Below are 14,233 nucleotides of genomic sequence, written 5' to 3' on the forward strand. Positions count from 1 at the left end.
CGGGCTCACCGCTCGTTCTGCGCGTGCGCCATGGCGAGCCGGTCGAACTTGATGCCCGAGTCGTCCGGGGAGCCGAGCAGCAGGGCGTACAGGATCTCGTCGTCCTCCGGCAGCCCGGTCAGCGTGCGCCAGAGCGGTGTGTCGAAGCCGCCGATCGCGGTCACCCCGACCTTCGCGCCGTTCGCCCCGAGGTAGAGAAGCTGCCCCAAGGCGCCGCAGCGGAAGCCGAGTTCGCGCAGGTTCTCGGCACCGGCGGCCGAGTCGGCCCCGGCGAGCGAGGTACGCGGCACATGGAGCAGGAGGACGGCGGAGGCCCCGGCGAGGGCGCGCTGCTGCATGCAGGCACGGGCCACCTCGTCGGTGGACGGGAGCCGTTCCGGCTGTCGCTCGCCGGTCCGCAGCCGGTACACGGCGTCCCGCTCGGGGTCCGTGGTGGACCGCAGGACCAGGGTCGCGGAGAGCGGGGAGGTCTCGGGGAGGTCGGTCGCCAGCGGCGTCGAGAGTGCGGAGACGGCCTGCCAGACGGCGTCGGCGGCGACGGGTTCGCCCGTGAACGCCTTGCTGGAGGAGCGGGTCGCGATCAGTTCCGGCCATCCGGACGGGTCACCCAATCCGTGCTGTCCGTCGGACAGTCGCCGGTCGGTGCGGATCCGGGTGAGCGGTGCGGGTACGGAGTGGAGGCTCGGGGAGCCGGAGTGTTCGGGCCACGCGGCGACGGAGTCCCAGCAGGTGGTCTCCAGCCACGACCGCCAGGTGGAACCGCGCAGCTCCCGGTCGGTCTCGTCGTGCACGGTCCAGCGGGTCCACACCTCGCCCGCCGCGCCGGCGGGCACCAGGGTCGCGGAGTGGATCTCACGGCAGTTCTCGTCCGCCTCCAGCAACTCCGAGAGGGACTCCCTCGGGAAGCGCAGCCGAAGCGCCCCCGTGGCGCCACGGCCGGCAGCGGCGAGTAAGAGGTTCCCGGCCGCGTGCCCCGCGTCGAGCTGGGTGTAGAGGTAGCCGCGGTCCCCGTACTTGCGCATGGAGAGCCAGGGCCGGGTGAGCGTGACCACCAGAGCGCCGCCGTCCTCCGGAACGGCCAGCACGGAGTCGTCCAGCGCGGCGGTGACGCGCGCGCCGACGGCCAGCCGGGCGCAGGTACGACGGTCGGTGTCGATCCGGAAGGCGGCCGGCGCACCGTTCTCCATGACGAGGACGGCGAACTCGTACGGGTACACCGCCCCGGCGGACGGAACCGCCCGCGCCACGTACGAACCGCAGGAACGGTTGGCGCGGCTGGTCAGCACGCCCTCCTCCAGCAGCGACAGGGCAAGGCGCAGACCGGGTGCCACCACGGGCTCGGCGGCCGGCTCGGGCGCGGCCGCCGGAAGGGCCACCCGTGCCCATAGATCATTGATACGGCCCGAGGATTCGGGCTCGGGTGCGTATGCGACGGAGACGGCTTTGTGTGTGATCTGTTTTCCTTGCACGTCTGACGCAAGCCTCCTATTCTCTGACAGGCCACGGAAAAAATGCATGGCAAGGCAGCACAGCCCGCAACGAATTCTTGCGAATCTCATGCATGACGAAGAAATGCAGGGGCGCACCCCCATACGGGCGCGCAACGATCCCCCACGGAACCCCTGCAGGACTTAAAGCGCCTCCGACCAGGCACTGATGCGTTCTCGGATCGCGAGAAGGGTGATGCGACCTACTGGCACCCACACTGCTGCGCCGACCACGGCGAGCGCTTTCCCATCCGGCCCCCTGTCTCGGAATATGACACGTATCCGATGGAACGCCTCGCGCACGAGAACGCATGATCGGTTACGGCCATTCCAGCCTGCCAAGCCCCTCGGGTATTGGTCAAGACCATTAGAAAAGCAAGGCTGTTGAATAAGTCCGAACGCCCCGGCGAACACAATAAATCGGACACCGATCCGCAGCGCCGGTACGCACCGCGGACACCGCGGACACCGCCCCAGGAGGTCGCCTCACACCTTCGGGTGCCGCGGTGCCGGCCCGGCCGCCCCCGCACACGACGAAGCGCCCCGCCCGGTCGAAACCGGGCGGGGCGCTTCCCGCAGGGCGGAGGGTCTCCCCTCCCCTGTCGTACGTAGGCCGTGTGGGACTCGAACCCACAACCAACGGATTAAAAGTCCGCTGCTCTGCCAATTGAGCTAACGGCCCTCGGCACAACACACCCGAGCATAGCCGCATCGATCGCCGGAGCCGATCGGGTATCCGACACGGCCCCGTCTGCGTGGGGCCCGCCCGGGGCGGCGGGCGGGCCCCACGGGGTGGGTCAGTAGAGGGCCTTGAAGGCGGACCAGCCGCCCGTCCCGATCAGCGCGCGGGCCGCGTACTGGCCGTTGCCCTGGTTCGTGTAGCGCCAGAGCCTGCCCGAGGTGTCGCGCGCGAGCAGCTCCGCGCGCTTGTCGCCGGTGAGGTCGCCGACACCGACGAGGGAGGTGTACGCGCCCCAGCCGGCGCCGACCTTCACCCGCGCCGTCACGCCACCCGAAGCGGTCCCGTAGTACCGCCACAGCACACCCGACGCGTCCAGGCCGAGCAGATCGCCCCGCCCATCCCCGTTCAGGTCACCGGCACCCGTGATCTTCCCGTACAGCTTCCAGTTCGTACCGATCTTGACCCGGGAACCCAGAGCACTGCCCTCCGTGCCCGGGTAGAAGTACATGTCACCGGTCGACTTCTGGCGGGCGATCAGATCGACCCGGCCGTCGCCGTTCACATCACCGGACGACGTCAGCACGTCGTACTGGCCCCAGCCCCTGCCGACCACCGTGTACGGCGAGGAGTCCGCGACGACCGCCCCGCAGCCCGGCCGGTACATGCGCAGTTCGTCGCCGACCCGCCCGTACACGTCGTTGCAGCCGTCACCGGTCATGTCCCCGGCCGGCACCAGGAGCGCCGTGGTCGGGAACGCGGCACCGGTGCCGTTGGTCCGCGCGGCCAGACCGCCCGAGCCGTTGCCCTTGTAGAGCGACACGAGACCCGCCGGGTCCATCACCAGCAGATCGCCGAAGCCGTCGTCCCCGGCCATGTCCCGCCACCCCAGCACCCGGCCGCCGGTCACGGAGAGCGCGCCCGTGGCGGTCAGGTCCTGGCCCTCGCCGTCGGCCGTGTTGGCGGTCAGCGTCCAGGTGAAGGTGCCGTCGGTGACGAGCCGGCCCGCGGAGTCCTTGCCGTCCCAGGCGACGGCGATCCGGCCGCGCGTCTCCTGGCCGCCGTACGTGCGGACCACCGCGCCCGACACCTTCCGGCGCAGCGTCAGCTCCCAGTACGACGCCGGCTTCGACAGCGACCAGGCCGCCGTCCAGCCGTCCGTCGCCCGCGCGGTCGCCGGCGCCTTCGCCGAGACGGCCGTCAGGTCGGAGGCGGGGACACCGGTCCACACGGCGTGGACGAGGTTCTGGGCGTCCTTGTACGCCACCGCGCCGCCGAAGCGGTCCACGGTCCACGCCTCACGGCGCGCGCCCTGGACGGGGGCCGAGTCCACCAGTGTGCGGGGCGCGGCGGCGGTACCGGTGTGGAAGTCGGTCAGCCGGAGGTACGAGCCGGGGCCCTGGTCCACGACGAAACCGTCACCCAGCAGGCCACCGCTGTACGAGCCCCTGGGCAGCGCGACCTTCGTGCCCTTCTGGAGGTCGACGACGCCCTGGGCGGTGAACTGGGCGCAGGACCAGTACAGCCAGCGGCCCGCCACCTGAAGCTCCGTCGCCTTGCAGGTGGCGCCGGTCGCGATCGTCCCGAGATCCTTGCCCGTGGACAGGTCCGTACGGGACACCTGGCCCGCCGTGTCCGTACCGGTGAAGAGCGTGTCGCCCCGCAGGGCGGCCGCCGTCTGCGGCTGCCTCCGGACGACGGACGCCTGCCCGGGGGCCGCGTCCAGGTCCACGACGAGGGTCTCCTCGCCCGCGACCAGGTCGCCGGGGATGCTCGGCCGCCCACCCTGGAAGACCGCCCACCGGCCGGACGCGTCGGCCAGCCGGCCGGAGTTCTTGCCCGTGGCGGCCCGCGTCGTCTCCTTCGCGGAGCGCCGCCCGACCACCTCCATGCCGGACGTGCCGCGGGCCAGGTGGACCGTGCGGCCGTCACCGGAGTCGAACAGCGGCGTCGTGCTCTCCAGCCGCTCCTCGGACCCGGCGGCGACGGGCTCGGACTGGCCGGTGTGCAGCGGGCCGACCGGCAGCGTCCGGGCGAAGAAGCCGCGGCCCAGCTGTCCGTCCCGCTCCAGGGTGGAGAGGCGGCCGGCGCCGAGGGCGAGCGACTGCACCTCGCGCGCGAGCGGCGCGACGCGGTGCAGCTTCTCCAGGACCGGTGCGCCGTCACCCTTGCCGGGAACGGCCTTCAGCAGCGACCAGTCCGTGGCCGAGGTGCCGCCGACGACGGCCGCACCGACCCCGCCGACGATCTGGTTGAGCTCGGGCTCGGCCTTCTCCAGGAGCGTCTGCGAGCGGCCGTCGGGAGCCAGCGCGACCAGGGGCCGTGTGAGCGAGGCGCCGGTGCCGGTGGCCTCGCCGACGGCGAGGACCCAGTCGCCGACCAGTCCGATACGGGCGGTGCCGAGGCCCTCGGGCAGGGCGAAGGTCCGCTCGGCGCCGTTCAGGGCGGACCGCTCACGCAGGTGCACCGTGCGGTCGCGGTCGACCCACGCGATCCGGTCGGCGCTCAGGGCCACCGGCGCGACGAGGATGCTCGCCCCGGCGGAGGTCGGCGCCTCGATCACCGTCATCTGCCCGGTCCGCAGGTCGACGACGCCGAGGTCGGTGAGGTCGTACGAGTCGGCGGACCGGCCGAAGCGGAGCACCGCCGCGGTGTCGTCGCCCGCGACGAGCCGCGCCATGTGCAGGTTGGCGCCCTCGGGGAAGCCGGTCACGGGGATCCTGGTCCCCGTCGCGTCCCCGGCGCGCCGCAGGTAGTAGCCGGTGGTCGTCTGCGACGACTCCTCGGACTCGTACTGCTGGAAGAGCAGGGTGTCGCCGAGCAGACCCCGGTAGCTCGCGTCGCGCGGCATCGCCAGCGACTGCTCGGTGCCGGTCGCGAGGTCGCGGAGGTAGTGGTTGCCGGCGCCGCGCTCGACGTAGGCGTACCGCCCGCCGACACCGGCCTCGGCGAAGGACGGGTTGCCGGAGCCGTACCCGAGGGACACGGTCTCCCCGGTCGCGAAGTCGGTCCAGTGGCGCTCACCGCCGAAGTGCTCGTCGGAGTCCTCGGTCTCGTGCACGTACCCGCCGGCGCTGACGGCGCTCACCGTCGCCTGCCGGGGCACGGTCCGCCAGTTGGGCGTGATGTCGAGCTGGTCACCGGGCGCGACGGCGGCGGGCACGGCGTTCGGTACGGCGGTCGGTACGGCGGTGGCCGGTGTCGCGCCGATCACCGAGGCGACGAGTGCTGCGGCCAGGACGGCCATACCCGCGCGGCGGTCACGCGCGCGTGAAGAGCGTGGCAAGAAGGGTCCCTCCCCGGGAATCCTGAAAGATGAGAGAACAGGGCGGACTATCACGGCGCCGGGCCCCCTGGCCGACGCTCCCCACCCATGTCACCAGCACCGACATTAACAGCAGCCACGCCGGCCCGGCAGCTCGATTCGAACCCGTTCAACGGCCCGGTGCCCGGTCGCCGGCCATCCGGGGTACGGGACGCGAACGGGACCTGCACGGGATCCGAACACGACCGGCCGCACGTCGGCGATTTCCGCCCGCCCAGGTGCCGACAGACGACCCGATCGCGGTTGCGATCGGAACGAATCGCCTCCTCCGCCTCGACAAAGAGGCCAGTTCTACGCCAACTTTCGGGTTCGCGGAACCATTCGCATCTGCTCATCGTCGATTGAATCGAGTTCGGCACGCACACAAATCCGTTGCCCGGCACAGCGGTTCGGACCGACGGGACCCCACAGGGCCCGAAGGTCCGGCCGGCGCGACGGCCGCTCCGCCGGTGCCGGCCCACGCACACGTTCCACCGTCCCCCGAGCGCCTGTACCTGACCGGCACCTGCCAAGGCGCCCGGCAGCCACCACCCCTGGAGATCACCTTCATGCATCCGAGACCACGCCGACGACGCGTGCTCGCCGCTGTTGCCGTGCTGACGCTCGGCGCGCTCCTGTCGCCGGTGGCGACCGCGAGCGCCTCTCCCGCGGCACCCGAGACTCCCGAGCCTGCCCGGATCGACCTGGTGCTCGACCTGTCCGGGTCGATGAACGCGAACGACGCCGGCGGTCAGACCCGGCTCGCCGCCGCCAAGCAGGCGGTCACCCGGATCATCGACACCGCCCCCGAACAGGCCCCGCTGGGACTGCGCGTCTACGGCGCCACGTACCCCGGAAAGGACAAGAAGAAGGGCTGCGCCGACACCCAGCAGGTCCTGCCGGTCACGCCGATGGACCAGCCGGCGCGTGCCGACGCCAAGAAGCAGGTCGCGGGCTTCAAGGCGGTCGGGTTCACACCGATCGGCGTCTCGCTCCGCGAAGCCGCCAAGGACCTCGGCACCAGCGGCAAGCGCCGCATCGTCCTGGTCTCGGACGGTGAGGACACCTGCGCGCCGCCGCCTCCGTGCGAGGTGGCCCGCGAACTCAAGGCGCAGGGCGTCGACCTCGCCGTGGACGTGGTCGGGTTCCGGACCCCCTCCTCGGCACGTGCGCAGCTGAAGTGCATCGCCGACGTGACCGACGGGTCGTACGCGGACGCCGAGGACGCCGACTCGCTGACCGCCAATCTCGGCACCCTGTTCCGCAAGGGGTGGCGGACCTACCACGCCACCGGCAAGCCCGTCGACGGCTCCCTCAACGGCTGCCAGGACGCTCCGCTGGTCACGCCCGGCCAGTACCTGGACAAGTTCACCGGCGGACGCGACCTCTACTACAAGGTCAAGAAGCGGCCGGACCAGCGGCTCCAGGTGAGCGCCACCGCCGTCGCCGAGGAGGGGTACGGGCGCGGCTCCATCATCACCGTCGCCGCCGGCCCTCCGGGAGACGGCGAACCCCGCGAGTGGCTGCGGGAGTTCGACCAGTCGATGGGGTGGGCGAACATCATCACCACCGGCGGCCGCAGCAAGCCCGGAGCGGGCAACGAGAAGCCCGCGCCGAACGACATCGGCTGCATCATGGTCGAGAACGACGTGACCCGGTCCGGCGACAAGCCGATGCCCGTCGAACTCCTCGTCGGCATCGCCGACAAGGCGACCCAGGAAGCCGGCGCGCGGACTCCCGAGCCGCGCACCGGGGCCGACGCCGAAGGCGGCTTCTCCTTCAACAGCGCCACCCCGATCGGACCGGGCACCCACCGGCAGTCCATCGCCGTCGGCGAGGCCCCTTTCTGGCGGGTGGAGGTGAAGGCGGGTCAGAAACTGACGGTCAAGGCCGGCGTGGACATCCCGACCGACTTCCCCAACTCCGGCACCACCGGGTGGAACCTCGACATCTACAACGCCAAGCGCGATGTGACGCAGTGCAACGAGAAGCACGACTCCACCGAGCTCCTGACGGGCAGGCGCGGGCACATCGAGCGGGTCTGCGGGCCCGGGGAGATCACCGACCCTGGCGACGGGAGCAGCTCCGACTCCAAGGGATACGACGTGCCCGGCACGTACTACATCCAGGCACAGGTCGCCGAGCCGAGCGACGAGGCGAAGGGCATCGTCGTACCGATCTCGCTGACCGTGGACGTCTCCGGCACGCCGCGCTCCTCGGACACCCCGGTGTTCTCCTTCGGTGACGACACCGCCCAGGGCGCCTCGCCGCCCGGCACGAACGGGAGGGGCGGCCAGGAGGGGACCGGCGGAACGGACGAGAAGGGCGGGACCGACGGCACGACGGCCGCCGCGAAGGACGACGAGTCGCTCGTGGGCAGGCTCGCGCTGCCGCTCGGCATCGGCGCCGGAGTCCTCCTGCTCGGCGGCATCACCTTCTACGCACTGAGGCGCCGCGGAGCGGCCTGACACCAGGTCCGGACGCGTTCTGCGAACGCGTCCGGACGGGTTCGCAGAACGCGACAGGGCCCGTACGACACCGAGGTGTCGTACGGGCCCTGCTCAAGGCTTGCTCAGCGTGTTAGGCCAGGTCAGCCGTTGCGCTTCCAGCGCGGCTTGTCGTCGCGGCGGCCGAAGGAGCCGCCCGTCGAGCCGGTGCCGCGGTGGTCGCCGCCGCGGTGGTCGTCACGACGGCCGTAGGGGCGGTCGCCGCCACCCGAGCGGAAGCCGCCCGAGGGACGGTCGTCGCGGCGGTCGCGGTTGAACGGACGGTCGCTGCCGCGGTGGCCGCCGGAGGGGCGGTCGTCGCGACGGAAGCCGCCACGGTCGTCACGACGGTCGTTGTCACGGCGGAAGCCACCCGACGGACGGTCGTTGTCGCGGCGCTCGAAGGAACGGCCGCCACGGTCGTCACGGTTGAAGCCGCCCGACGGACGGTCGTCACGGCGGAAGCCGCCGGAGGGACGGTCGTTGTCGCGACGCTCGAAGGAACGGCCGCCACGGTCGTCACGGTTGAAGCCGCCCGAGGGACGGTCGTCACGGCGGAAGCCGCCACGGTCGTCACGACGGTCGTTGTCCCGGCGGAAGCCACCCGACGGACGGTCGTTGTCGCGACGCTCGAAGGAACGGCCGCCACGGTCGTCACGACGGAAGCCACCGCGGTCGTCACGGCGGTCGTCGCGACGGAAACCGCCACGGTCGCCGCGGTCGCCACCACGGTCACGGCGCTCGTAGTTGCCCCGCTCGTCGCGGAACGCCGGGCGCTGCTCCTCGCGGCGCTCCTGGACCGGCTCGGACGCGACCACGGCCGCGGCGACCTCGGCCTCGGCGGCCTCCGTCACCTCGGCGACAGCGGCCTCCGGGTCCTCGCCCCGCTCACGCGCGGAACGGGCGACCAGACGGTCAGCCTCCTCGCGGAGCTCGGCGGCGCGGCGCGTCAGACGCTCCAGCTGCTTGGTGAGATCGGCGACCTCGCGCTCCGCCTGCTTGGCGGCGTTGTTCGCGGAGTCGGCCTGGACCTCCGTGAGCGAACGCGCACCGGTGATCTCGGCGACCTCCGGGTCGAACGCGCCCGCGCCGCCCACGATGTGACGCGAGGCGTCGACGCCCGCGTCCTCCATCAGGCGGAAGATCTGACGGCGCTGGTGCGGCAGGGCCAGGGAGACCACGACGCCCGAACGGCCGGCACGGGCGGTACGGCCAGAGCGGTGCAGGTAGTCCTTGTGGTCGCCCGCCGGGTCCACGTTCAGGACCAGGTCGATGCCGTCGACGTGGATACCGCGGGCGGCGACGTCGGTGGCGACCAGCGCGTTGACGTAGCCGTCCTTGAAGTCCGCGAGGACGCGGGTACGGGCACCCTGCGTCATGCCGCCGTGCAGCGCGTCGGCCTTCACGCCGGCCTCGACGAGCTGCTCGGCGATGCGGTCGGCGCCCAGCTGGGTGCGGACGAAGATGATCGTGCGGCCCTTGCGGGCGGCGATGGCGGCCGTGACCGGCGCCTTGTCCTTCGGCTTCACGACGAGGACGTGGTGCGACATGGTCGTGACGTTGCCCTGGGCGCTGTCGACCTCGTGGCTGACCGGGTTGTTCAGGTAGCGCTTGACCAGCGTGCCGATCTCGTTCTCCATGGTCGCGGAGAAGAGCATGCGCTGGCCGCCCTCGGGGACCTGGTCGAGCAGCTCGGTGACCTCGGGCAGGAAGCCCAGGTCGGACATCTGGTCGGCCTCGTCGAGGACCGCCACCTGGACGTTCTCCAGGGAGCAGGCGCCGCGGTTGATGATGTCGCGCAGACGGCCCGGGGTGGCGACGAGGATGTCGACGCCGCGCTCCAGGGCGTAGATCTGGTTGCCCATGGACGTACCGCCGCAGACGACCTTGATCTTCAGGCCGAGCACGTCGCCGTACGGCTGGAGGGCGTCCGCGACCTGCATCGCGAGCTCACGGGTCGGGGTGAGGATGACCGCGCGGGGCTTCTTCTTCTCGGTGTGGCCGCCGGCCAGCTGGGCCAGCGTCGGCAGGCCGAAGGAGAGAGTCTTGCCGGAGCCGGTACGGCCACGGCCGAGGATGTCCTTGCCGGCCAGGGCGTCCGGGATGGTCGCCGCCTGGATCGGGAAGGGGGTGGTCACGCCGTTCTGCGCGAGCTTGCGCACGACGCCCTCGGGCAGGCCCAGGTCGGCGAAGGTGATGGTGGGCTCGGAGGACTCGGCCTCGGCGGCCTCGGTGACGTCGGACGCCTCGGTCTCGACGATCTCGGTGGCCTCGACGGCCTCGACGATCTCGTCGTTCTCGGGCATGACGGCGTGGTCAGAACTGAAAATGGACATGCGAAATGCGAAACCTTCCGGAGTCTCGGCACGCGCCCGTCAACTCCGTGAAATTCGCAAATCGACCGCCTCAATGCGGTCCAGCCACGGCTAGGGAGAGTACGCGCCACGCGGCGCTCTTCTGTGTCGGCGCCGGGCAATGGGATCAAACGATCTACCACCATACGCACCCTCCCCCACCTATGGCAAACCGGACTCCGTCACACCGGTCCGACCTGCGGCGATGCCTCCGGCTCCACCGGGCCTCCCGGCCCGTCCGCCGCCCTCATCGCACCCATGTGGGTGTCGGCCCCGGGGCTCGCGGTCGGCGAGTCGGAGGGGCCGGGCGTGGGCTCCGGGCTCGGCTCCGGGCTCGGCTCCTCGGTCGGCGTGGGCGAGGGATCCGGCGGGTCCACCGGCGGGCTGGGCTCGCCGGCGGGCTCGCTCGGCCAGCCCGCGCCCCCGCCCGCCTCGCCGGGCATCTGGCCGCCCGGCTTCGGCACGGTCCCGCCGCCCCCGCCCGTCGGCGGGTCGGCGGGCGGCTTCCCGGAGACCGACGGCGAGCCGCTCGGCACCGGCGACTCCTCGCCCTCACCGTCCGCGTCGGGGCCGCTCACCCCGGCCGCGGCCCGGCCGGTCCCGCCACGCCCGCCCGAGGAGACCCCGAGGCCGCCGCCGGTCTCGGCCGCCACACCGTCCTGCTTCCCGGCGGACTTGCTCGGCGCCGGCTTCGCGCCCTCGTCACTCACACTCATGCAGCCGCTCAGACCGGCACAGGCGGCGACCGCCAACGCGGTGGCGGCCCATCTCACGCGGTGGGGCATTTGGCGCACGGAGGGCACCTCCAGGACACAGGGCGGGAACGGCGGGGAAGGGCAGGCGGTGGAACGTGCCTGCCTTCCCAACTCCCTTTGCGCCGCAAGGGACACGCCCGCACGGCAACCACCTGCCCGCCGCCGACCCATGACCCGGGCCCCAAGGACCCCAAGGCCCCGGGCCCCAGGGGGCTCCGGGGCCCCAGGCCGTCAGCGCCCGCCGTCAGCCTCCCGCCGTCAGCCGTAGCCCAGCGCGTGCAGCCGCTCGTCGTCGATGCCGAAGTGGTGGGCGATCTCGTGCACGACGGTGATCTCGGTCTCCTCGACCACGTCCTCGCGCGACTCGCACATCCGCAGCGTCGGCCCCCGGTAGATCGTGATCCGGTCCGGCAGCACCCCCGCGTACCACTCACCCCGGTCCGTCAGCGGAGTCCCCTCGTACAGCCCGAGCAGCTCCGGGTCGTCCGGCGCGGGCTCGTCCTCGACGAACACCGCGACGTTGTCCATCAGCCGCGTCAGCTCCGGCGGGATCCGGTCCAGGGCTTCGGCGACAAGCTCCTCGAACTCCTCACGCGTCATCTCCAGCACTCGGCCATTGTCCCCCCAGGCGAAACCGTTTTGGCGATAGCGGCCGGTATCCCATATGCTTCTCACGTCCCCGACGCGCTGAGAAGCGCGCAGGTGAGCCCCTAGCCCTCATCGTCTAGTGGCCCAGGACGCCGCCCTTTCAAGGCGGTAGCACGGGTTCGAATCCCGTTGGGGGCACGCAACATCCTGTGCGAGACTAGTGCTCGCACATCGCAAGGTCCTGTGGAGCAGTTGGTTAGCTCGCCACCCTGTCAAGGTGGAGGTCGCGGGTTCAAGTCCCGTCAGGATCGCTGAGGCTGGAAACAGTCTCGTGGCTGGGTAGCTCAGTTGGTACGAGCGATCGCCTGAAAAGCGATAGGTCGCCGGTTCGACCCCGGCCCCAGCCACAAAGAGAAGGCCCCGTTCGAAAGAACGGGGCCTTCTTCGTGTCCCGGGAGGCAGGGGCGGCACGGGGGTGCCCGGCCCCTCGACCGGGCACCGGGCACCCCCGCCCCTCAGGCCGCGCTGCGCCTGCCGCGCCACCCCCGTACCGCGAGCACCACCGCCACCACCGCGACGACGACCACCAGAAGCGCCCAGTCGGGCACCGAACGGCCCAGCGACGCCACCCGCTCCTCCACCGCGAACGACTCGTCCACCGAGAGGAGCCCCGGCAGCGCCGTCGTGCCGTCGAAGGCCAGGAAGAGCGTGCCGAGCAGCACGAAGAACAGCCCCGAGAGCAGCGACGTCGTGTGCAGCTCGAAGCGGCCCGCCCGGACCGTGCGCCCGCGCAGCCAGCGGCGCCGGCCCAGCTCGTACCGGTCCCAGAGCAGCGCCAGCAGGAAGAGCGGCACCGCCATCCCCAGCGCGTACACCGCGAGCAGCAGACCGCCGTACGCCGGGCTGCCGCTCAGCGCCGCGACCGTCAGCACGCTGCCGAGGATCGGGCCCGCGCAGAAGCCGGCGAGCCCGTAGACCAGGCCGAGGGCGTAGACGGAGACCGCCGTCGTGGGGCGGATCCGGCCGCCGACCTCGGCGATACGGCGCGAGGCGAACCCCATCCCGAGGATCTGCAGGACGCCGAGGACGATGATCGTCCAGCCGCCGAGCGCCACGAGAAGATCCCGGTTGCCGTAGAAGAGCCGCCCGGCGAACGACCCGGCCGCGCCGAGCGGGACGAGTGTGGTGGCCAGACCGGCGTAGAAGATTCCGGTACGGGCGAGGAGCCGGCTCGTCGAGTCGATCGAGTACGCGAAGAAGGCCGGGAGCAGCAGCGCGCTGCACGGGCTCAGCAGGGCGAGGAGACCACCGAGGAACGCGGCCAGATAGCCGATGTCGGAGGTCATCGGCTCCCCTGCGAAGCCTTCGGCGTCCTCGCCGCCTTCGCCGCGGCTTCGATCGCCTCCGTGAAGGTCTCCCTCGGCTGCGCGCCCGCGATCGGACGGCCGTTGACGAGGAAGGACGGGGTCGAGGTCGCGCCCAGCGAGTACGCCTGCTCCTGGTCCCTGCTCACCGCCGACCGGGCCTCCGCGCCGTCCGTGTCCTTCGCGAACCGCGCCAGGTCCGGGACGCCGGCCTCCTTCGCGAGGGCGTTCAGCCGCTCGGTGCCGAAGCCCTTCTCCTTGGCCCCTTCGGCGTACGCCGCCTTGTGGAACTCCCAGAACCGGCCCTGCTGCCCCGCCGCCCACGACGCGCGGGCGGCCGCCTCCGACTCCTCGCCGAAGATCGGGAAGTTCCGCCACTCGATGCGCAGGGTGCCGTTCTCGACGTACTTCCTCACCAGCTCGGGCTCGGTGTCGCGGGCGAACTTCCCGCAGTAGCCGCACTTGAAGTCGGCGTACTCGATCAGCACCACGGGCGCGTCTGCCCGCCCCTGGGCCAGCTTGTCGGAGGCGTCGCGGCGGGCGTAGGCCTCCAGCTCGGGGTAGACGCCGTTGCCCGGGGCGGCGGTGACATCGGCGACGGCCGACGATCCCCCGGCGCCCTCGGACGCGGGCCTGGTGGCGGTGTACGAGACGACCCCGAGGAGCGCGGCGGCGAGGGCCACCCCGGAGACGATCATGATCGGCTTGGACTTGGACATGCGGAAAGGCTCCTGGACGTGCGGGAGAAGGGGACGGACGACGGGACGGTCCGGCCCTCTACACGCGCAGGATCGACAGCTCCACCGGAGACGGCGGTACGAGCTCCGGCGGCTCGGGCCCCGGCAGCAGCTCGCGGATCACCTGGTCGGCGCCGCAGAGCCCGCCGGCCGCCCGCTCTCCGGCGAGCGTGGGGAGCAGCTCCCCGAAGCCGTTCGGGCGGGGAGGCGTGGCGGGCCGGGCGGCCCCGTCGGCGGTGTGGCCCTCGCCGCATCCGGGCACCCGGCCGGCCCCCGCCTCCGCGGCCCCGGCCACAGCAGCACCGGCCTCCACGGCCCCGGCCGCGGCGGCATCAGCGAGGGCCGCTTCCGAGGCGCCCGCCACCGGACCCGCCGACGCGCTCGCCGTGCCCGCCCCGCACACCAGGAGCCCGAACACCACACCCATCAGCGCGGCGAGCGCCGCGAGCGCGCGGACGGTGCGGGCTGTGCTGGACACG

At 72.1% G+C, this 14,233-nt stretch carries 9 protein-coding genes and 4 tRNA genes; 4 read left to right on the forward strand and 9 right to left on the reverse strand.

Annotation, left to right across the window (positions count from 1 at the left end; genetic code table 11):
• Positions 1-5: 5 nt before the first annotated feature.
• The 3 genes from ACFVGW_RS33080 to ACFVGW_RS33090 form a co-directional block, all read right to left on the reverse strand.
• Positions 6-1,376: a nitroreductase family protein gene (locus ACFVGW_RS33080; RefSeq protein WP_385854555.1), complete on the reverse strand. Its 1,371-nt coding sequence runs from the start codon at positions 1,374-1,376 to the stop codon at positions 6-8.
• Between the two features lie 720 nt (positions 1,377-2,096).
• Positions 2,097-2,169, reverse strand: a tRNA-Lys gene (locus ACFVGW_RS33085).
• A gap of 115 nt (positions 2,170-2,284) precedes the next feature.
• Entirely contained in the window at positions 2,285-5,452 is a 3,168-nt protein-coding gene (locus tag ACFVGW_RS33090; RefSeq protein ID WP_385854556.1) for an FG-GAP-like repeat-containing protein, read from the reverse strand.
• 587 nt (positions 5,453-6,039) lie between these two features.
• On the opposite strand from ACFVGW_RS33090, the gene ACFVGW_RS33095 reads away from it, so the two are divergent.
• Positions 6,040-7,938: a VWA domain-containing protein gene (locus ACFVGW_RS33095; protein ID WP_385854557.1), complete on the forward strand. Its 1,899-nt coding sequence runs from the start codon at positions 6,040-6,042 to the stop codon at positions 7,936-7,938.
• Between the two features lie 122 nt (positions 7,939-8,060).
• Here ACFVGW_RS33095 and ACFVGW_RS33100 read toward each other — a convergent pair whose 3' ends face one another.
• From ACFVGW_RS33100 to ACFVGW_RS33110, 3 genes are all read right to left on the reverse strand, one after another.
• Positions 8,061-10,292, reverse strand: a complete 2,232-nt coding sequence (locus tag ACFVGW_RS33100; protein ID WP_385854558.1) for a DEAD/DEAH box helicase — start codon at positions 10,290-10,292, stop codon at positions 8,061-8,063.
• Positions 10,293-10,492: 200 nt separating this feature from the next.
• Positions 10,493-11,026, reverse strand: coding sequence for a hypothetical protein (locus ACFVGW_RS33105; protein WP_383226524.1), 534 nt, complete (start codon positions 11,024-11,026; stop codon positions 10,493-10,495).
• A 297-nt stretch (positions 11,027-11,323) separates the two neighbouring features.
• Positions 11,324-11,674, reverse strand: coding sequence for a metallopeptidase family protein (locus ACFVGW_RS33110; RefSeq protein WP_352189716.1), 351 nt, complete (start codon positions 11,672-11,674; stop codon positions 11,324-11,326).
• A 104-nt stretch (positions 11,675-11,778) separates the two neighbouring features.
• On the opposite strand from ACFVGW_RS33110, the gene ACFVGW_RS33115 reads away from it, so the two are divergent.
• The 3 genes from ACFVGW_RS33115 to ACFVGW_RS33125 all read left to right on the forward strand — a co-directional run bounded on the left by ACFVGW_RS33115 (position 11,779) and on the right by ACFVGW_RS33125 (position 12,060).
• Positions 11,779-11,851 (forward strand) — tRNA-Glu (locus ACFVGW_RS33115).
• A 39-nt stretch (positions 11,852-11,890) separates the two neighbouring features.
• Positions 11,891-11,964, forward strand: a tRNA-Asp gene (locus ACFVGW_RS33120).
• A gap of 22 nt (positions 11,965-11,986) precedes the next feature.
• A tRNA-Phe gene (locus tag ACFVGW_RS33125) sits at positions 11,987-12,060 on the forward strand.
• A 108-nt stretch (positions 12,061-12,168) separates the two neighbouring features.
• On the opposite strand, the gene ACFVGW_RS33130 is transcribed toward ACFVGW_RS33125, so the two are convergent.
• Genes ACFVGW_RS33130 through ACFVGW_RS33140 form a run of 3 tightly spaced genes read right to left on the reverse strand, consistent with a single transcriptional unit; the run spans position 12,169 to position 14,232 of the window.
• The gene (locus ACFVGW_RS33130) at positions 12,169-12,999 is read right to left on the reverse strand and encodes a cytochrome c biogenesis CcdA family protein (RefSeq protein WP_383226522.1); all 831 of its coding nucleotides are present in this window, start codon (positions 12,997-12,999) and stop codon (positions 12,169-12,171) included.
• Positions 12,996-13,736, reverse strand: coding sequence for a DsbA family protein (locus ACFVGW_RS33135; protein ID WP_385854559.1), 741 nt, complete (start codon positions 13,734-13,736; stop codon positions 12,996-12,998). Before ACFVGW_RS33135 ends, ACFVGW_RS33130 begins: the two co-directional genes overlap by 4 nt.
• 58 nt (positions 13,737-13,794) lie before the next feature.
• Positions 13,795-14,232 (reverse strand): hypothetical protein, encoded by a 438-nt coding sequence (locus tag ACFVGW_RS33140; RefSeq protein ID WP_385854560.1) that lies wholly within the window; start codon positions 14,230-14,232, stop codon positions 13,795-13,797.
• Position 14,233: the final 1 nt, after the last annotated feature.

The organism is Streptomyces sp. NPDC127129 (assembly GCF_042671585.1).
Taxonomy (GTDB): Bacteria; Actinomycetota; Actinomycetes; order Streptomycetales; family Streptomycetaceae; genus Streptomyces.